The 18,389-nt window shown below is 57.5% G+C and carries 18 protein-coding genes; 13 read left to right on the forward strand and 5 right to left on the reverse strand.

The genetic code is table 11. From position 1 onward, the window contains the following. Positions 1-176 precede the first annotated feature (176 nt). From V3W27_RS01030 to V3W27_RS01045, 4 genes are read left to right on the forward strand one after another with little or no spacing between them, the layout of a single operon-like run. Positions 177-1,343, forward strand: a complete 1,167-nt coding sequence (locus tag V3W27_RS01030; protein WP_047304356.1) for an SAVED domain-containing protein — start codon at positions 177-179, stop codon at positions 1,341-1,343. Then, positions 1,344-2,594 carry a nucleotidyltransferase domain-containing protein gene (locus tag V3W27_RS01035; protein WP_047304353.1) on the forward strand — a complete coding sequence of 417 codons (1,251 nt, stop codon included), beginning with the start codon at positions 1,344-1,346 and terminating at the stop codon, positions 2,592-2,594. Next, positions 2,578-4,362 carry a HesA/MoeB/ThiF family protein gene (locus tag V3W27_RS01040; protein ID WP_047304352.1) on the forward strand — a complete coding sequence of 595 codons (1,785 nt, stop codon included), beginning with the start codon at positions 2,578-2,580 and terminating at the stop codon, positions 4,360-4,362. The genes V3W27_RS01035 and V3W27_RS01040 overlap by 17 nt, the downstream gene beginning before the upstream one ends. Beyond that, positions 4,359-4,841, forward strand: coding sequence for a Mov34/MPN/PAD-1 family protein (locus V3W27_RS01045; protein ID WP_032901850.1), 483 nt, complete (start codon positions 4,359-4,361; stop codon positions 4,839-4,841). The genes V3W27_RS01040 and V3W27_RS01045 overlap by 4 nt, the downstream gene beginning before the upstream one ends. 28 nt (positions 4,842-4,869) lie before the next feature. On the opposite strand, the gene V3W27_RS01050 is transcribed toward V3W27_RS01045, so the two are convergent. Further along, positions 4,870-5,418 (reverse strand): 3'-5' exonuclease, encoded by a 549-nt coding sequence (locus tag V3W27_RS01050; RefSeq protein WP_032901853.1) that lies wholly within the window; start codon positions 5,416-5,418, stop codon positions 4,870-4,872. A 226-nt stretch (positions 5,419-5,644) separates the two neighbouring features. Between V3W27_RS01050 and V3W27_RS01055 the strand changes: the two genes are divergently transcribed. The 5 genes from V3W27_RS01055 (at position 5,645) to V3W27_RS01075 (ending at position 11,068) form a co-directional block, all read left to right on the forward strand. Next, on the forward strand, positions 5,645-6,283 hold the full coding sequence (locus V3W27_RS01055; protein WP_230679725.1) for an antitoxin Xre/MbcA/ParS toxin-binding domain-containing protein: 639 nt from the start codon (positions 5,645-5,647) through the stop codon (positions 6,281-6,283). 318 nt (positions 6,284-6,601) lie between these two features. Further along, on the forward strand, positions 6,602-7,042 hold the full coding sequence (locus V3W27_RS01060) for a DUF6957 family protein (RefSeq protein WP_155418777.1): 441 nt from the start codon (positions 6,602-6,604) through the stop codon (positions 7,040-7,042). Positions 7,043-7,321: 279 nt separating this feature from the next. Further along, positions 7,322-8,248: a LysR family transcriptional regulator gene (locus V3W27_RS01065; RefSeq protein ID WP_330205736.1), complete on the forward strand. Its 927-nt coding sequence runs from the start codon at positions 7,322-7,324 to the stop codon at positions 8,246-8,248. A 102-nt stretch (positions 8,249-8,350) separates the two neighbouring features. Continuing rightward, positions 8,351-8,977, forward strand: coding sequence for a glutathione S-transferase family protein (locus V3W27_RS01070; protein WP_123585950.1), 627 nt, complete (start codon positions 8,351-8,353; stop codon positions 8,975-8,977). A gap of 60 nt (positions 8,978-9,037) precedes the next feature. Continuing rightward, the gene (locus V3W27_RS01075; protein ID WP_330205737.1) at positions 9,038-11,068 is read left to right on the forward strand and encodes a pyridoxamine 5'-phosphate oxidase family protein; all 2,031 of its coding nucleotides are present in this window, start codon (positions 9,038-9,040) and stop codon (positions 11,066-11,068) included. 19 nt (positions 11,069-11,087) lie between these two features. Here V3W27_RS01075 and V3W27_RS01080 read toward each other — a convergent pair whose 3' ends face one another. The 4 genes from V3W27_RS01080 to V3W27_RS01095 form a co-directional block, all read right to left on the reverse strand. Next, entirely contained in the window at positions 11,088-12,536 is a 1,449-nt protein-coding gene (locus V3W27_RS01080; RefSeq protein ID WP_330205738.1) for a glycosyltransferase family 4 protein, read from the reverse strand. Beyond that, positions 12,533-12,796 (reverse strand): hypothetical protein, encoded by a 264-nt coding sequence (locus V3W27_RS01085; protein ID WP_431061409.1) that lies wholly within the window; start codon positions 12,794-12,796, stop codon positions 12,533-12,535. Before V3W27_RS01085 ends, V3W27_RS01080 begins: the two co-directional genes overlap by 4 nt. Further along, positions 12,796-13,131, reverse strand: coding sequence for a hypothetical protein (locus tag V3W27_RS01090; RefSeq protein ID WP_247267127.1), 336 nt, complete (start codon positions 13,129-13,131; stop codon positions 12,796-12,798). The genes V3W27_RS01085 and V3W27_RS01090 overlap by 1 nt, the downstream gene beginning before the upstream one ends. A 284-nt stretch (positions 13,132-13,415) precedes the next feature. Next, complete coding sequence (locus tag V3W27_RS01095; RefSeq protein ID WP_247267128.1) at positions 13,416-13,559, reverse strand: hypothetical protein; 144 nt, start codon at positions 13,557-13,559, stop codon at positions 13,416-13,418. Here V3W27_RS01095 and V3W27_RS01100 point away from each other — a divergent pair. From V3W27_RS01100 to V3W27_RS01115, 4 genes are read left to right on the forward strand one after another with little or no spacing between them, the layout of a single operon-like run. Beyond that, a complete protein-coding gene (locus V3W27_RS01100) occupies positions 13,558-15,117 on the forward strand; it encodes a glycosyltransferase (RefSeq protein ID WP_247267129.1) in 1,560 nt (519 codons plus the stop codon). The genes V3W27_RS01095 and V3W27_RS01100 overlap by 2 nt on opposite strands. Beyond that, complete coding sequence (locus tag V3W27_RS01105; RefSeq protein ID WP_139055051.1) at positions 15,111-16,415, forward strand: glycosyltransferase; 1,305 nt, start codon at positions 15,111-15,113, stop codon at positions 16,413-16,415. Before V3W27_RS01100 ends, V3W27_RS01105 begins: the two co-directional genes overlap by 7 nt. Then, positions 16,412-17,566 (forward strand): acyltransferase family protein, encoded by a 1,155-nt coding sequence (locus tag V3W27_RS01110; RefSeq protein WP_330205739.1) that lies wholly within the window; start codon positions 16,412-16,414, stop codon positions 17,564-17,566. Before V3W27_RS01105 ends, V3W27_RS01110 begins: the two co-directional genes overlap by 4 nt. Beyond that, positions 17,560-18,378, forward strand: a complete 819-nt coding sequence (locus V3W27_RS01115) for a class I SAM-dependent methyltransferase (protein ID WP_330205740.1) — start codon at positions 17,560-17,562, stop codon at positions 18,376-18,378. The genes V3W27_RS01110 and V3W27_RS01115 overlap by 7 nt, the downstream gene beginning before the upstream one ends. The last annotated feature ends 11 nt before the right edge of the window (positions 18,379-18,389 follow it).

An 18,389-nucleotide genomic window follows, 5' to 3' on the forward strand; every position in this document is an offset into this window, starting at 1 on the left:
GAAAAACGAACGCTGCCGCCACTGCGTTTCGATGAGCCACAAACAGCATCCTGCTCAAAGCCGACTCAGCATTCGTCACCCTCAGATCACTCTTGAAATCGAGGCGAATGACCTTAATATGATCTTATCTTGCCATCATCGTTTTCAATCATGGATGTTCTCTGGGGTAGGTCGGAATGGCAGAACAAGAAGACGCTAAACCCGCAAGCGGGCGCTTCAACACAAATGATGAGACGAAGCGGATCGTATGGACACAGACCGCTGGTCATTGTGAACTGTGCGGCACGGATCTGACGTTCGATTATCGTGCCGGCAAGCCAATGAAATGGGGCGAAGTGGCGCATATCCTGCCCGCCAGCCCCAAAGGTCCTCGGGGACGCGCGGATCATGATGCTGAGGCGCACACGAACGATACTGCTAACCTGATGCTCCTATGCCCAGGCTGTCATGACAAAATTGATCGTGACGCAGACGGTTATCCTGAAAATGATTTGAGTGGTTTACACCAAGCATACCTAGAGCGCATCCGAATCGCCGCAACGACCCCTGATGGTGGCAGAGCGATTCCTCTCATTGTCCAGAGTCAGCATTTCCAGACGATCAACGATATTCCCGTTCGCGATCTGTTGACTGCGATGTCTGCGGAGGGATTAACCGCCTTCGATCAAGGCATCAAAATTGCCTTCCCTGCGCCCGGACCGCGCGGCAGGGACACTGCCTATTGGCAGAACGTCAAAGACAGCATCCAGTATGAGCTGGAGCAGCAACTCAAGCGTCGCGGCGGCACCTATGGCGACTCGCCCGCGCTAGCAGTAGTAGGCTTGGCCGATATCCCAGCTTTGATGATGTTGGGCCAGAGCATCGGCGATCGTTCCAAACGCTTAATCTTCTCTTTTCACCGCGAGCATCTTTTGCGCTGGCCCGATCAGTCTGCTGAGCCGCCCAGTTTTCTGTTTACGCCTCCACCCAACGGCGATGGTCCACTGGCGTTGGTGCTCTCCATTTCTGCGCAAGTTCCAGTTCGCGACGTTTCCGACGCTCTACCCGGTGCACGTATTGCAGAGCTGTCGATCCCAGAGCCAAGCTATGCGATGGTACAAAACCGTCGGGTGATTCATGCCTTTCGTGACGCACTTCAAATACGACTGAGCCAGCTTGAAGCTTCGACTCCTGACCCTATTCACGTCTTCGCCGCTATTCCTGCGGCATTGGCCATCGAGTTTGGCGCGTTGCTCACAACGCAGCATCAACATACGTACCTGATCTTCGATCGGGACAAAGAAAACCAAGATCGGTTTACGCAAACACTGCAATTGGGCTCGGTGGCCCAGGAGGCTAGGTAAATGCTGTTGAGCAACGAACAGACCAAGCGCAGCAGTTGGGAATATTTTCTGCTTCGCGCTGCGCGGGAAATCTCGCTGTCGGAAGCGCAGTACGAAAAAATTAATGACCGCTACTCCCAACTGGAAAAAATCCTCTCGGCTTCCGACAACCCGCTGCTCGCTGAGGCCCATATCTTTGTGCAAGGCTCGATGCGGCTGAAAACGACCATCAAGCCAATCCCCGGCGCGCCTGCGGATCTGGACACCATTGATGCGGACGCGATTATCTGGCTCCCTCACGCTCAAGGCGCTGGTGCGAAGGAAGTTCTAGAAGCGATTGAGCAGCGTTTTAGGGAAGGCTCCCGCGTTCAGGAAGAAGTTAAGCAATTACGTCGTGGCATCCGGATCGTTTATGCCGACGAAAATCCAGGTTTCCACATTGATGTCACGCCTGCCCGCGCGATCAACGGAAATGGCGAAGCAAACGGCGAGGGTAAGCTGGAGGTTCCGGATCGGGTCACAGGGTGGAAAGCAAGCAGCCCTATCCCTTACTCGAACTGGTTGCAGGTTGCTTCTGCCCAGGAAATCTCTCTGGAAAGCTTGGTAGTTGCCAAAAACCAGCGGATGCTCGATGCCGCGACACAAGATCCATTGCCGCATTATCAGGATTACATCGATCAAGATCCCCTGCGTGCGACCATTAAGCTGCTCAAGCGGCATCGCGATGAATGGGCCATCAACACAAGGAGCGCTGATACTCGCCCCATATCTGTGGTCATTACCACTTTGGCTACTCACGCATACCTGGATGTCGTAAAGGAATCGCAGTCGAAGCCTTTGGCTCCGCTCGATGCAATTTTGGAAATCGTTCGCAGAATGCCGCAGCACATCGCGCATAGAGGTAACGATTGCTTTGTCTGCAACCCTGCCGATAACGGCGAAAACTTTGCAGAAAAGTGGAATCGACCAGGCGAGGGGCAAGGCTATCGTCAAGCATTTGCCAAGTGGCATGCGGACGCCAGTGCATCCGTATCATTGGGTTTGGAAAGTTTTGAATCCAATGATTCCTTTGCCGAGGCAGTGAAAAAGAATTTCGGTATTGCGCCGGCGTTAATCACGGCAGTGAACAATGAAATCCCTGCGAATTGGACGATGCCCGGTCGACCGGATGGCACTACTCGAAACTCTGCTTCGATGGGTTCGCTCTTCGGAGGGGCTAGCGGTGGCGGAACCTCTCAGTCGAGCGTAAAGCCAGTTGGACGCCTTGGCTGATCCTATTAAGACGCCATTGCAGCGCGGAATCGCCGCACTGCGAAACACCCTAGGTCAGGATGCTGCCGATGCATTGCTCCAGCCCGCACCCATGCGGGCTGACGAAGCGGCGTGCTTTTACTTCCCCTTGCCCATCGATTACACGGGGCAGGAGCGGCGACTGCGTATTGGTTTCCCCTCCAACTTTCCCCGTGGGCTCTTGCGCCTAAACGTCGAACCCTCTCCATGGCTGGTTTGGCCGCATGCCACCAAGTCGGGGCTTTGCCTTCATGGCTTTCAGGAACGCCCCATCATGGGCTCCCCGGAGGTCGTGGTAGAGGACAGCCTTGCTCGCTTGGCCCAGATCGTTTCGTTGTCCAAGATGGGATCAAGCCAGGCAACGCGCGATATCGAATTTCAGAATGAGATCACTACCTACTGGTCGTTTCAGCATGGTCAGTCATTCCAGAACCTCTTACTGTTGGATCGACCTCAGACTGCCTCGCAGTTGTTTGCGCTCAGCGATCCGCGCCGAGCTGTGCCATCCGGTCAGGAAACGGTTTGGTTAGCATCGAACGTAGCTGCACTCAAAGGACATTACCGACGGGTTGTCGGGCGCTCCGCTGTCATTCGCGCGGCCGAAACTCCCGGTTTTTACGTCAAGCTTCAGACTTATCCGGACATACGCACCCCGGATCCCGAAGATTTATTGCTGTGGCTCACGCCACACCTTCAACCAGACGATGCCGAGCAATTGCTGGCATGGTTTGAGCTGCATGGAACGTTGCCGAGTCGATGGATTGTTCTCGAGCTTCCAGGAGGGGCAGATGCTCCAACATATTGCCTCAATGTGCGGTCGCTCGGCGTACAGCAGGAGCGGGGGGCAAAGTTTGGCTTGCGTACAGCGCGCCGTCGGCCAGCTATCGCAAATGCACATCCTCCGGCGCTCGTCCGAGCAACTGCCCTGGACGTGCTTGATCGAGCGTCCATTCTATCCCGCGATATAAGTGGCACTGCACAGCACCTTGAAAATGCTCGAGTCGTTTTTGTTGGCGTTGGCTCATTAGGCAGTGCGGTGGCAATACAATTGGCACGATCCGGTGTCGGCCACCTAACCCTCATCGATCCTGACACTTTGGTGTCAGCCAATCTGGGGAGGCACGTACTGGGAGCGGATAGCCTAGGGAGACTGAAAGCCTCAGCGTTGAGGGACAAGATTCTGTTAGATCTTCCGACGACAGAATGTACCGCTTATGCGACTTTTGCCGAAGTGGTGATGAGCAGCAAACCAGAAGTGTTTGATAACGCAGATCTGGTGGTGATCACGACAGCAGACTGGCAGTCGGAGGTCACTGTATGGCGAGCCAAATCAAGCGGCGCTCCTTGGGGGCTTTTACAAGCCTGGAGCGAACCGTATACACAGGTAGGCCATGCTCTATTCGCACCAGCCGGCACCTTTGATGGCCGTCAGTTGTTCACGGACGTCGGCGATTTTCTGCATAGATTTACAGAGTGGCCGGGAGGCGGTGTTGTTCCACTGCCCGCGTGTGGCGAGAGCTTCATCCCAGGCGGCTCGCTGGGAATGACCAATATCGCCTCCATGGTGTCGCACACGGCCTTACGCGCATTGACCGGCAACATCGCCACTGCATCTTGGGTCAGCAGCATTTACAGACCTGAAGATGTGCTGAGCCTAGGAGGCCAATACCATGGGCCCAAGCTGCCAGAGGGGGCGCAGCAGATCCTACTCGAGCGCGGATGGCCGGAAGATAAGGACGAAACGGTATGACGGATATCGCATGGCGCTGGCGATGGCCGGAGGTGAATTCCGAGCTGTTGGTGTCCCAAGCTGTCGCGGACATCTTGGATAGCCATCGGCAGGGCCTTTTTGGCGTGGAGCGAGGGGGACAGTTATTCGTCAACCCGGTTGATCCGAAAGGGTTGCTGCTGGCCTTGGCCACGTTGCCTCATCGCGCCGATCGGTCAGGCTGGTCTTGGCTAGAGTTGGATGCGGAGCGGTGCCGTCAGGAGATCCAGGCTGCCAACGAACAAGGGTTACGTCTGGTGGGCTATTGGCATACGCACCCCCAATCCGTTCCGGTGATCTCTCCGGCAGACATCGGAAGTTTCTCCAAATTTGCTGCACGTTACACGCAGGATCTGCCGCACCCAATAGCCATTATTGTCGGCAAGTCCGAAAAACCAGAAGGTATCAAGGCGTGGTCGTTCAGGGACGGCAGATATGTTGAGGCAACCTGGGTCAGATGAGCTTCAAGTCCGTGCGGTGGAACGCAGGTCAGCGTTTACCTTTACCCGCTAGCATTAGTGCGAAGAGCTCTGCCTGAAAGCGGGCATCATCCAATGCGTTATGGTTCGGTTCGCTGAGTGGCTTCAGCGCAGCGGTCATCTTGGATGATTTTGTTTCCTGCCAGCTGCACCCTACAGCTCCCATGAAATAGGCCTTCATGTCGATAGCTGTAAAACCAAAGGGGTTGGTTTCCAGGTATTTGTGGAAGTAGTAATTGACGAATGACCAGTCAAACGGTGCATTGAGTCCTACGAAAATGACTTTTTGCCCCGTTTGGCAGGACGATTTCAGCCACTGATCAAATGTCAGCATCGCCTGTTGCGGAGCAAGGCCCTCGCTCTCCAGCTTCTCCAGACTCAGCCCCGATACTGCCAGCGCTTCGGGGTCGTGTTTCGGACTGTCAGGCCGTAGTTCAAGATAGATGGACGTTTCAGGTTGGGCTACAAGACAAGCTCCAATGGAAAGCAGACTGTATTCGCCTGGTATAGGCCCAGAAGTCTCGACGTCGACGGAAACATAAAGCTCATCAGGGTGCATGTCATATCCTTTTGTGTAGTTACCTGATTACGCTCAGGCTCTTAGCCATGTGAAGGTGGAAAGGCAGGTATAGCCATTGCCCATTTTTTGCTGTTTCACTCGCTATCCGGGCTTCGAGCAGCGGCAGTGCCTGTCTACCAGCGGATTGCGCGTTCCTTTGGTCAGCTCTGGGCCCAAGCATAATGATGTGTGTCATTCTCTGATGGCGGATGAGGGCCGGACGATCATGAGTGAAACTGAGCGCTGGATAGTCAAATGCCAGAAAACTGAGGACGGTACTGGCGACATCATCATTGATCTGCCTCAAGAGTTGCTTGACCAAATGAGGTTAGGTGTTGGGGACGACCTGGAGCTAACGGTATTAAATGGCACATTAGTCCTGACGCCCGTGCGCAACTCAACATCGGTGCGGCCCATGTTTGCTGGCGCCCTGCGTCAGGATGCCTATCATGCTTACCGCATGCGTCTGGAGACGCTTCTTCATATCTCTGTCAATGCTTCGGATCTGGACATTCACGACATGATAGTAGCTGGCTTCTCGGTCAGCCTGATCAAAATGCTTTGTGATGATGGAACCCTCTCCAACGAAGAACGCGACAGAATCATTCACCCCAAAACGCTCAAAACAAAACTGTCAGCCAATCAGCTTTTAACGTTGCATGAGAGTGATCGCCTGTTCCGGTTTGCACATGTTACTGCTATGGCCGAGGTGATCTTCGGTGACAAAGGGAAGGCTAAACAATGGCTTTCCAAACCCAAAGCCCGTTTTTTGGGAGAAAGCCCATCGGCGATGGTCACTACAACCTTTGGCACACATCTAGTTGAAGAAATGCTGATTCAAGTGTCTGAGGGCATGTCATTTTGATTCAGTCGCAGCCAAACGGCTTCTACCGCTCCTTGAGTACCATGGATTCATGCGCCTATACCGGCGTCGCCTTGCCGAATACGGCATGCACGGGCATCCATGAAGCACTAGGTCACCCACATTGGCACCTACCGCTAGGTAGGGATCACGCGCGCCAATGGCATAGCTGGGTACTGGCGCAAACCACTTTATCCGGTGACAGCTCGATAGAAATCATCCCGTTCAGTGAGAGGAAGGGAGAAGACGGAACAGCCATGAGATCACCCTGCTGCTATCCGTCGGCATCGGAACCTGGTGATCCGCTGGGAGCTAAGCTGAATGATGCTTCTCGTTCGAATCGGTTTTTTTGATCGGCAGGAGGTACAAATGAATTTGGCAGATTATGTTTCAGTGCTTTCTGCGGGTGAGAAAATAGATGGTTGCCAACTTACCACCTCAGATGCTGTGGACCTCGCCAGTCTGCATTTTCCTTCCAGTGCCTATTGTCTTGTTGCTGATTGGGCAATATTGGATCTCGACATTACACCACGTCAGCGAAAAGCCATTACGGATAGACAGCTAATACCTGCTCTCGTTTACGCTTTGACTGTTATCCAAGACAGTCAAGGCCGCTTCCCGCCTGGTGATTGGGTCCGAACATCGCTGGGTGTTTCCTTAACCCACAACTACTTATTTAGAACAAAAAACACAGTTTATGTGCTGATGGGGACCGGTCGAAGGTTGCGCACGGATTTAGACATCGCACTCAGCCTGTGCTGAAAAACGCTATTCCCACACAGGTGAGTGACTGGTCGCGCTCACATAATATTTCGGCCTGTATGAACGCTCTCGCTGTTGTGTCAATCTATGTTGTTACCAATCGAGCCCCGTATTTGAAGTGCGACCTGTCTGTGTCAATCTATGTTGCTGTTGCCTTTACCCCGAATCATCCTACAGACCCCGATTTACGGGAGGGGCTGAGTCAAACTATGTTGTTGGTAACCACCCGCAAAAATCGCAGCCTTGGCTGCGATTTTTGTATCTGAATCGAGGACATCCATGGACCGTTTCCAGGAAATGCAGATCTTCGCCACCGTGGCCCAGGAGCAGGGCTTCTCGGCAGCGGCGCGGCGTCTTGGCTTGTCCGCCGCCAGTGTCACTCGCGCGGTTGCAGCGCTGGAGCAGCGTATCGGCACGCAGTTGCTGATCCGTACCACACGCAGTGTGCATCTGAGCGAAGCGGGTCAGCGTTATCTGGAAGACTGTCGGAGAATTCTCGCCGAGGTGCAGGAAGCCGAGGATTCGGCGGCGGGCAGTCATGCCCAGCCGCGTGGGCAATTGACGGTGACCGCGCCGGTGTTGTTCGGTGAGTTGTTTGTCACGCCCCTGATGACCAGTTATCTGACGCAGTATCCAGATGTTTCGATTAATGCGCTGTTGGTCGATCGGGTGGTGAGCATGGTCGAGGAGGGCATCGATGTCGCGGTGCGCATTGGTGAGTTGCCGGACAGCAATCAGCATGCAATCCGGGTCGGCGAAGTGCGGCGGGTGATCTGTGGTTCGCCGGCCTATCTGGCTCGACACGGCCGTCCCGCGCATCCGCAGGCGCTGGCCGGCGCGCCAGTGGTGGCAACCTCAGCCATCGGCCAGTTGCGCAACTGGCCGTTTGTGGATCAGGGCGAAGCGCTTAGCGTGCGGCCTGAACCAAGGCTGGTGGTCACCGCCAACCAGGCGGCGATTACTGCGGCCTGCCTGGGGTTGGGGCTGACCCGGGTGCTGTCTTATCAGGTCGCCAGCAAAATCGCGACCGGTGAGCTGGAAATCGTCCTCGCCGAATTTGAACTGCCGCCACTGCCGATCCATGTGGTGTATCAGGGCGGGCGCAAAGCGCCAGCGCGGGTGCGCAGTTTTGTCGACCACGCGGTGAAGGTGCTGCGAGAACATCCGGCGCTGCAGAACGCGGCGTTATTTCATGCAGTGAAATAATTGATTGCGATTGCTGGTGATTCTGTTGATTTGAAGAAGGGTGGAAGATGGCCTCCATCGGCGCTGCCATCCCGAACGGCGCCCTCTCCAGCGGAGTCGACCATGCAAGCGATCAAACTCTACAACTTTCCACGTTCCGGCCACGCCCATCGGGTAGAGCTGATGCTGTCCCTGCTGCAGTTGCCGACCGAATTGATCCTGGTCGATCTGGCCAAGGGCGAGCACAAGCAGGCGCCGTATCTGGCAATCAACAGTTTTGGCCAGGTGCCGGCGATTGACGACAGCGGTGTGGTGCTGGCCGACTCCAACGCGATTCTGGTGTATCTGGCGCTCAAGTACGGCAATGGCCGCTGGCTGCCGACCGATCCGGTCGGCGCGGCGCAGGTGCAGCGCTGGTTGTCGGCCGCTGCAGGGCCGATTGCTTTCGGACCTGCTGCTGCACGATTGGTGACGGTGTTTGGCGCACAGTTGAATGCTGAAGAAGCGATTACCCGTGCGCACAACCTGCTCAAAGTGATGGAGGTGGAACTGGGCAAGACCCCGTATCTGGCCGGCAGCGAGCCGACCATCGCCGACGTGTCCGCCTACAGCTACATCGCCCATGCGCCGGAAGGCAACGTGTCGCTGGACGACTACGCCAACGTGCGTGCCTGGCTGGCGCGTATCGAAGCCTTGCCCGGTTTTGTCGGCATGCCGCGCACGGTCGCCGGTCTGCAAAAGACTGCCTGAGAGGTCGGCCCGATCTGATCGAGTTATCCACAATGCGCCGGCGGCGCGGGGAGATGCGTGATGGAACGTTCACCGTGGCACGCTGGCGAGCAACAACTGCAGGCCCATGTCGGCGTTGCCGAGCGCATGGAGGCCTTCGGCCGAAAAGTGATTCGTGACTGGATGCCGGATCAGCACCGCGCCTTTTATGAGCAGTTACCGTTCATGCTGTACGGCGCGGTCGATACCGACGGGCGTCCTTGGGCCAGTGTGCTCGAAGGCGCGCCGGGATTTGCGCATTCGCCTGATCCCGAGCATCTGCATTTCGCCAGCCAACCCGCTGCCGATGATCCGGCGCAATTGCGCAATGGCGAGCCGATCGGGTTGCTCGGCATTGAGTTGCATACCCGCCGCCGCAATCGCCTCAACGGTCATGTCGACAATCTGACCGTGCAGGGTTTCGAGGTGAGCGTGGATCAGGCTTTCGGCAACTGTCCGCAATACATTCAACTGCGCCAGTTCCAGCGCGTGCCGCTGGGCGATCCGCAGACGCGGCCAGCGCAGCACGACGACGGTCTTGATGACGCAGCCAGAGCCATGATCGAAAGCGCCGATACCTTCTTCGTCGCCAGTTACGTCGATGTGGACGGACAACGTGCGGTGGATGTTTCCCATCGTGGCGGGCAGGCCGGGTTTGTCCGGGTTGAAGGTAATCGTCTGACCATCCCGGATTTTGCCGGCAATCTGCACTTCAACACCCTCGGCAACCTGCTGCTCAATCCCAAGGCCGGCCTGCTGTTCATCGACTTTTCCACAGGCGATGTGCTGCAACTGAGCGGGCGGACCGAAATCATCCTCGACGGGCCGCAGATCGAAGCGTTCCAGGGCGCCGAGCGCCTGTGGACATTCGAGGTAGAGAAACTGGTGCGGCGCCCGGCGGCACTGGCCCTGCGCTGGCGCTTCGACGGCATGTCGCCCACCAGTCTGCTGACCGGCACCTGGGCCCAGGCCGATGCACGCTTGCAGGCCAAAGCGCTGGGTGACCGCTGGCGGCCGCTGCGGGTGACCCGCATCGAAAGGGAGAGCCAGCACATCCGCTCGATCTATCTGCAACCGGACGATGGCGCAGGGATGCCGGTGTTTCAGGCTGGCCAGCATCTGCCGTTGCGCTTCACTCTGGATGGTGAAACGCATATTCGCACTTATAGCCTGTCGAGTGCGCCATCGGATGATTTCCTGCGCATCAGTGTGAAACGCGAGGGCCTGGTTTCAGGCCATTTGCACCAGCAGATCCGGGGCGGCGATGTTCTTGAGGCACGGGCGCCACAGGGGCACTTCACGGTGGCGCCGCTGGAACACCGGCCGCTGGTGCTGCTGGCGGCGGGGGTTGGTATCACGCCGTTGCTGTCGATGCTGCGCGAGGTGGTATATCAAGGCCTGCGCACCCGCGGGATCCGGCCGACGTGGTTGCTGCAGAGTTCGCGCAGCCTGGCCGATCAGCCGTTTCGCGAGGAAATCGATCGCGTGCTGGAAAGTGCTGGCGATGCGGTACGGGTGATTCGCCTGCTCAGTCAGCCGGAGGCCGACGTGCATGAAGGCGAAGATTTCGACCGCCATGGGCGCATTGATCGGGCACTGCTGCGTGATCTGCTGGAGGTCGAGGATTACGACCAGATCGATTTTGCTGTCTGTGGCCCCGGCGCTTTTACCCAAAGTGTCTACGACAGTCTGCGCGAGCTGGACATTCGCGACGCACGGATCCATGCCGAGACCTTCGGCCCGTCGACGCTCAAGCGCCAGCCGGACCCGGATGCGGCGGTCATCGAGCAACCACCGGCCGCCATCACGTCAGTGCCGGTGATGTTCGAGCGTTCTGCCAAAGAGGCGCGCTGGCAGCCGGACGGCGGCAGTCTGCTGGAGCTCGCAGAAAGCCGTGGCCTGCGCCCCGAGTTCAGTTGCCGGGGAGGTTCGTGCGGCACCTGCAAGACACGTCTGGTCAGTGGCGCGGTGAATTATCCACAGCCCCCGGCAGACCTGCCGGAAGCGGGGCAGGTGCTGATTTGCTGCGCGGTGCCGGCGCAGAGTGAGCAATTGCTGGTGCTGGATCTTTAAGCTTCGTGATGTAACGGGTTCACCAATGGGGCGATGAACTGATTGACGTAGGTGTGCGTAACCTTGTGGTTTCGGGCTTTGAGGTGGTTGTACGTACGGGTTCACTCGTGTCCTCAAAACTCTCGACATCTCGCGCCATTGCTGTCCTGACATTTCTTGCGCTGTGTTCGACCAATTGCAAACTCGCCTCGCGCCAGCCGATCCAACTCCATTCGCCGACATTGCGAGTTGCCGGGAATTTTCCGCTGCGTTCGAATTTGTCGATCAGGTCAGCCAGGCTTTGAGGATTATTCAAATCAAAGTAGGCCATGAAATCGCGCCCGATTTCACGGAACACTGCAATATCACTCCCCATGACCGGCAGCCCGCGTTTCATTGCCTCTACAAGTGGCAGACCGAAACCTTCCACGAAAGAAGGAAACACCAGGGAGCTGGCATGCGCGTAGGCATATTCAAGGCTGGTGTCACTCAGGTTGTTGAACATGAACAGACGCTGATTCAACTCTGGATGATTGCGTATTCGATTGGATAGTTCGTCAGACTTCCAGCCTACATGTCCTGCGATGCACAGTTTTGCATTCGAGCCACTTGCCCATGCGCGGTCGAAAGCATCCAACAAGTAAGCATGATTCTTGCGCGGCTCGATGGTACTGACCATCAGAAACACAGGCTCAGGGGAGTTAAAAATTCGTTGCAGGCAAGGGTCAACGATTACGTTCTCGCTGTGCAGATCCAGCTCCGCCCCCAGGTAAAAGTAATCGAACCAACGTTTTTCGGTTTGTACTTTCCCGATCCGGCGTTGCACTTCTGACCGTACTTCGTCACGCACGGTGGCAGAAATCGTGATATAGCCATCAGCGGTGCGGACGATCCAGTCGAACCACTCACTGAATACCTGCGCTGGGCGCGCCTCGTAGAAGTGCGGATGAGTCACAGGGATCAGATCGTAGATCACCGCGATTACACCGACACCCTCATGTTTGAGCTGTTCGACGTGAGGAAAAATATCTGAATGCCAAGAGGAGTCGAGCAACACCAGCTGATCGCCTGGTTGATGGCGCACCGGTGCACAACGTTTCAGCAGTTGGAAGCGGCTTACTTTTCTGAAAACCCGCAAGGAAATGCCGAATGTGCCGAAGGCGGTCAAACGATAAGAAAAATAAATCAGTTTTTTCGCCGATTGCGAGGTGCACTTGGCGCCGAGTCGTTGCTGCCATTGCCAGAAACGATGCGACAGGCGCTCCAGCCGATCACCGAATGCAGCGAGAGTATTCAACACCGGTGTGGTGAAGGGGGCAAGATGAAGAACCTGGTAAAGTTTGCCGTTGAGCAGCACTACCGGAATGCACTCGAAGCCTTGGGCATTCGGAGGCAACTGATTGATGACGTTTCGCACCACCCGCTGAATCCCCGAATTGAGTTTCGGGTGGTTGAATACATGGGTACATTCCACCATTAATCGGGTCATAGAGCGCGCTCCGTATTCGCCAATTCGGCGCTGCGGGTAATCGATGTCTTGGCACTCAGCCACGAGCAATCGACGAAGTCTTCGATACCGGTGATGCCTACTGCGTCACCGGGAGCGATATTGAAGGTGATGTCTTGCAGCGCCCAATGTTGGTAGTGACGCCGCGAAGCATACGGGACCAACCATTCGACCAGATGGCTCCAGCGCGAGGGGTATTGCTTGTAGACCTTGCCCAGGCCTGTCACACGCACATGCCCCATCAGACGCCCTCCACCATGTCGCTCGCATTCACAACAGGTGCGGGCGGGAGTTGCGCGACGGTTTTTCGCAAGTCAGCGATGAGAGGTTTGAAGGCCTGAACGACGGATACGCTGCGGAACGTGAATTTGAAAACGGCTACTGGTGGAATCGCGCCAATGGCGACGGTTGCGCCTCTGTCTTGTGGCTGCGGCAGGGCAAGACTGTCCGGTGTCATGCGGTGGTATGTCGAAGCCGCGTTCAGCAGCTCCCAATCCGCGTCAACTCCCAGCGGGGGTGTCCGGATATGTTGTCCCGCGGATCCATGAAAATCCGTGACGAACAGACGATTTTTCAAACAGCGACCCCTTGGTCTTTAACTTTCGCCACTTCCTGCAGGCTTTAAGGGAAGGTCTGTCAGATCGAAGGAAAAAATCGACAAGACGACAGGCGAAATAGTTGTTGTAGTTGTTTGTTACCAATCTGTGCCAATTGCAAAGTAATTTCAACACTCCAAACCGTGACCGGTCAGTTCTCATCAGCGTAGACACATTTATTCTGTTCCGGAGGTTCACGAACGTTCGTCGGATGTGTTTAGAATGCGCTTCGTCGCGATTTTCCAGGTTCACCAGGATTGCCGCGTCACAAGGTAAAACCGACCACTAAAAACAAGAACAAAGACGGGCTGGAAGATGCAGGACGAGTGTCGGCATGCCGACCACGATTCAGCGCTTCGCCGTCATGGATTGAAGCAGCCGGGATGGCGGCTTCATCGTGGGATGCCATGAACTTCATTCTTTACTCGGACGTCAACGACCGTTCCATCAGCCAGAGTCTCGGGCGTCCCGAATACAGTTACTACTTCGTGCTCAAGGCTTATCGCCCAGTGCTGGAAAGCCTTGGGCGGGTGCATGTGGTGTCCGCCATCACCGAGGTTGATCCGCTCTTTCGCCAATTGCGCGAGGCGGGCGAAGACAGCCTGTTTCTCTCCTTCACCCCGCCGCAAAATACGCCGACCGATCTCGAGTGTCCGACCCTGTGTGTGGTTGCCTGGGAGTTCGATTCGATCCCGGACGAGATCTGGGACAACGATCCGCGCCACGACTGGACGCTGATGCTGGCCCGACAAGGGCGGGTGATTACTCTGTCCAGCCATACTGCCCGGGCGATTCGCCGGGCGCTGGGCGAGGACTTTCCGGTACTGGTGTTGCCGACACCATTGTGGGAGAACTTTGCGGCGATTCGTCAGCAGCAAGTTCCGGCGCCGGTCAATCCAGGCACGCCGCTGGCGATCAAGGGCTGCATTTTCGACAGCCGTACGCTGGCGCTCTCAGCCGATGACCTGCTGCCCAAACCACTGACCGCCGAGCAACTGGCCGCGATCGAGGCACAGCGACCTCCTCCGCTGACCTTCAAACGGCGCCTGGTCATCGCCCGGCACTACCTGCGCCAGTGGCGCCTGGATGCAGGCCGCGAACAGCAACAGCCGCGGGTGAAGTTTCTGCATCACTGGTATTGGGAGGGACTGCGTGATCTTTTCTCACGCAGGGCGCATGCCTGGCTGGAGCGACAGCTGCCGAGTATCGCCGGTCCACAGGCGGTGGCAGTGGTCGAACCGCCGCCGCTGGATCTGCCGGACACCACGTCGGTGGTCGACACCACGGTCGACGGTGTGGTCTACGTCACCGTATTCAACCCCAAAGATGGCCGCAAGAACTGGCATCAACTGATCACCGCGTTTTGCTGGGCGTTTCGGGAAACGGCCGATGCCACGTTGGTATTGAAAATCACCCAGAACGACCTCGCGTCTTACTACAGCGAATTAATGACCCTGTTGGCGCAGCTCTCACCCTTTGCCTGCAGGGTGGTGGTGTTGCACGGTTATCTGGATGACGCCCAGTACACCCGGCTTTATGCCGCTGCCAGTTACTACGTCAACGCCTCGCGCTGTGAGGGCCTGTGTCTGCCATTGATGGAGTTCATGTCCAGTGGCAAACCGGTAATCGCTCCGGACCACACGGCCATGGAAGACTACATCGACGACAGCGTCGCCTTCGTGATCAAGTCCAGCGAAGAACCCGCCATCTGGCCGCAGGACTCGCGGCTGATTTACCGCACCCTGCGCCACCGCCCGGATTGGGCTTCACTGAAACAAGCCTACGAGGACAGCTACCGCATGGCCAAAGACCAGCCGGAGCGGTACCGGCAGATGTCGGCGGCAGCGGTCGAGCGCATGCATGACTACTGCGCTTTTGCCCCCGTGCAAACGCGCATGGCGGAATTTTTCGGGCTTGCACCGCATCCCGCCAATGCTGCGTCAGTGACGGAAAACGCCTCATGCTGATCATCATTCATTCGGAAACCAACCAGCACACCATTGCACAGAATCTGGGGCGCTCGGAGTACAGCTATTACTTCGTGCTCAAGGAATATCGCCCGGTACTCGAGCGTCTCGGACGCGTGGTGGAAGTGGCCGATCCGCTGACCGAAGTCGACGCGCTTTACGAGGAATGCCGGGCCAGTGGCGAGCCGTGCGTCTTCCTGTCGTTCTCGCCGCCCCATCGCACGCCGGTACACCTGATGTGTCCGACTTTGCCGGTGTTTGCGTGGGAGTTCAGCACCATCCCCAATGAGCCGTTTGCCGGTGAGCCGCGCAACGACTGGCGCACGGTGCTGCAGGCTTGCGGAGCGGCGATCACCCATTCCAGCTACACCGTTAACGCGGTGCGCGAGGCAATGGACAGCGATTACCCGATCGTCGCGGTGCCTGCGCCGGTATGGGATCGCTTTGCCGCCCGCGGTGCGCCGTTGCAGGGCCAGCCACCGAATGGACCGGTACGGTTGAAGATCAAGGGATTGGTGGCCGACAGTCGCAAACTTGACTTGAACGCATTCGCCCCCCGGCCTTTGCGCACGGGCAAGGGACTCGATTTTCATGCGCCGGTCAGGGAGCAGGAGTTGCTGCTCGACGGCGTGGTCTACACCTCAGTGTTCAATCCCGGCGATGGGCGCAAGAACTGGGAGGACATGCTCAGTGCATTCTGCGTGACGTTCCGCGAGGTCGAGGACGCAACGCTCGTGCTGAAACTGACGCACCACGATGCCGAAGAAGCGCTGAGCGACATCCTCCACCACCTGTACAAGAATCAGTCCTACCGCTGCCGGATCGTGCTGATCTACGGCTACCTCGCGGACGCCGATTATGAGCGCCTGGTGCAGGCGACCCGCTATGTGGTCAACACGTCCTACGGCGAGGGCCAGTGCCTGCCGTTGATGGAATTCATGTCCTGCGGCAAACCGGCGGTGGCGCCGCGTACGACGGCAATGATCGATTACCTGAGTGCCGACAACGCCTTTCTGATCGACTCCACCGACGAGCTCACGGCCTGGCCGCATGACCCGCGCAAGGCCTTCCGCACCCTGCGTTATGTGACTAACTGGACGTCGTTGTGCACGGCCTATCGCGCCAGCTATGCGGTCGCCAAAGACGATCCGCAACGTTATGCACAGATGGCCGCTCAGGCGGTGAGCAGCCTGCAGGATTTCTGCAGTCAGGCAGTGGCCGAGCAGCGGTTGCAGGTGTTTCTGGGGCAGTTGTTCGAACGCCGGTTCGCCTCAGACCCCGAGATGCGCGGGGCATGAACAGCAAGCGGATCATGGACATCGAGGTACTGCGCGCGATCGCGGTGCTCGGTGTGCTGTTTCATCACCTGCAGGGCAGCCTGTTCACCGACACCGTGCCGCTGCTGCAAACAGTCCACCATTGGGCGCAGTCCTGGTGGGGCGTTGACCTGTTTTTTGCGATCTCCGGATTTGTCATCGCCCGCAGCCTGATCCCCGTGCTGCAAGGCTGCACGAGCCGTCGGCAGTGCTGGGAGCAGACACGCAATTTCTGGCTGCGCCGGGCCTTTCGTTTGTTGCCCTCGGCCTGGCTGTGGCTGGCGCTGATGTTGCTGGCCTGTGTCTTGCTCAATCGCTCAGGTGCGTTCGGCACGCTGCACGCCAACCTGCAGGCGACACTGGCCGGGGTGTTGCAGTACGCCAATTTCCGTTTTGCCGACAGTTTCTTTCAGTACGAATACGGCAGCAGTTTCGTCTACTGGAGCCTGGCGCTGGAGGAGCAGTTCTACTTGCTGTTCCCGCTGCTGATTGTCGTGTGTCGCCGACATCTGGGCTGGGTATTGCTGGCGCTGGTCGCGGTGCAACTGTTCACGTTGCGCACCCCCTTGCTGATGGTGGTGCGCACCGATGCCCTGGCCCTCGGCGTATTGCTGGCGATGTGGAGCGCGCAGCCGGGTTATTCCCATTGGGAACCGAGGTTCCTGCGGCGGCCGTGGGCCGGCGTTTCGGTACTGATTGTGCTGGCGTTGCTGCTGAGTTACATGGCCACCGACCGCTTCACGTTCGCCTCTTACCGCATCGGCTCGATCGCCATGCTCAGCGCGCTGCTGGTGTGGATTGCCTCGTACAACCGCGATTACCTGCTGCCGCGCGGAAGGTTGCAACGGCTGATGGCGTGGATCGGCAGCCGTTCCTACGGCATCTACCTGATCCATATTCCGGCCTATCTGCTGGTCCGTGAATTGATCTTCCGCTTGCAGGACGCGGGGCTGCCCAGTCCGGCCGGGCACCCGATTCTCACGGTGCTGATCGCCGGCGGTCTGATCGCGCTGCTCAGCGAATTGAATTACCGATTCATCGAAATGCCGATGCGCAATCGCGGCGCCGCGCTGGTGCGCCGCCTCGGTACGTCGCGAACCGCCGTCCCATCCTCTGGAGCTACCTCATGCTGAGCCTTTTGAAGAAACTCACGGCAACGTCTCCCGCACCGGTTGCTGTGCCATCTGCCGCCGACAAGGTTGATCCGTACATGCTCGGCCTGTACGACGCAAAGCTCAGTGGCTGGTTCAATCAGGAGACCGACGAGCTGTTCACAGGCTTTCGGGTGAGCGCCGATGACACGTTGCTCGATGTCGGCTGTGGCGACGGCGGTAATGTGCATTTCTGCGGCATGCGCGGGGCGAAGATCATCATTGCCGACATCGACGCGGCCAAAGTCGAGGCCACCCGCCAGCGTCTGAGCGATACCCCGGCACGCAGCGTCGAATGCCACGTGACCGACTGCAACCCGCTGCCGATTGCCGATGCCACCGCCACCCGCGTGGTCTCCACCGAAGTCATCGAGCATGTCGACGATCCGGCGCAATTTCTCGCCGAACTGGTACGGGTCGGCAAGCCGGGAGCGCTGTACCTGCTGAGCGTGCCGCATCCCAGCTCGGAAGATTTGCAGAAAGACATTGCCTCGCCGGATTATTTCCAGAAACCCAACCACATTCGCATCATCAGTGAAGAGCAGTTCAAGGCGATGGTCAGTGACGCCGGGCTGGAGATCATCAGCCACAGCCAGTACGGTTTTTACTGGTCGATGTGGATGCTGCTGTTCTGGGAAGCCAAGGTCGATTTCAGCAACCCCGATCATCCGTTGCTCGAGCATTGGGCCAACACCTGGCAAGCGGTGCTCGATTCGCCCCGTGGTGCACAGATCAAGCAGGCGCTGGACGCGGTGGTGGCGAAGAGTCAGGTGATCATTGCCCGCAAGCCCTGAGTGCTTTTGTG

The sequence above is a fragment of the Pseudomonas sp. AM14(2022) genome (assembly GCF_036346455.1).
GTDB lineage: Bacteria > Pseudomonadota > Gammaproteobacteria > Pseudomonadales > Pseudomonadaceae > Aquipseudomonas > Aquipseudomonas putida_A.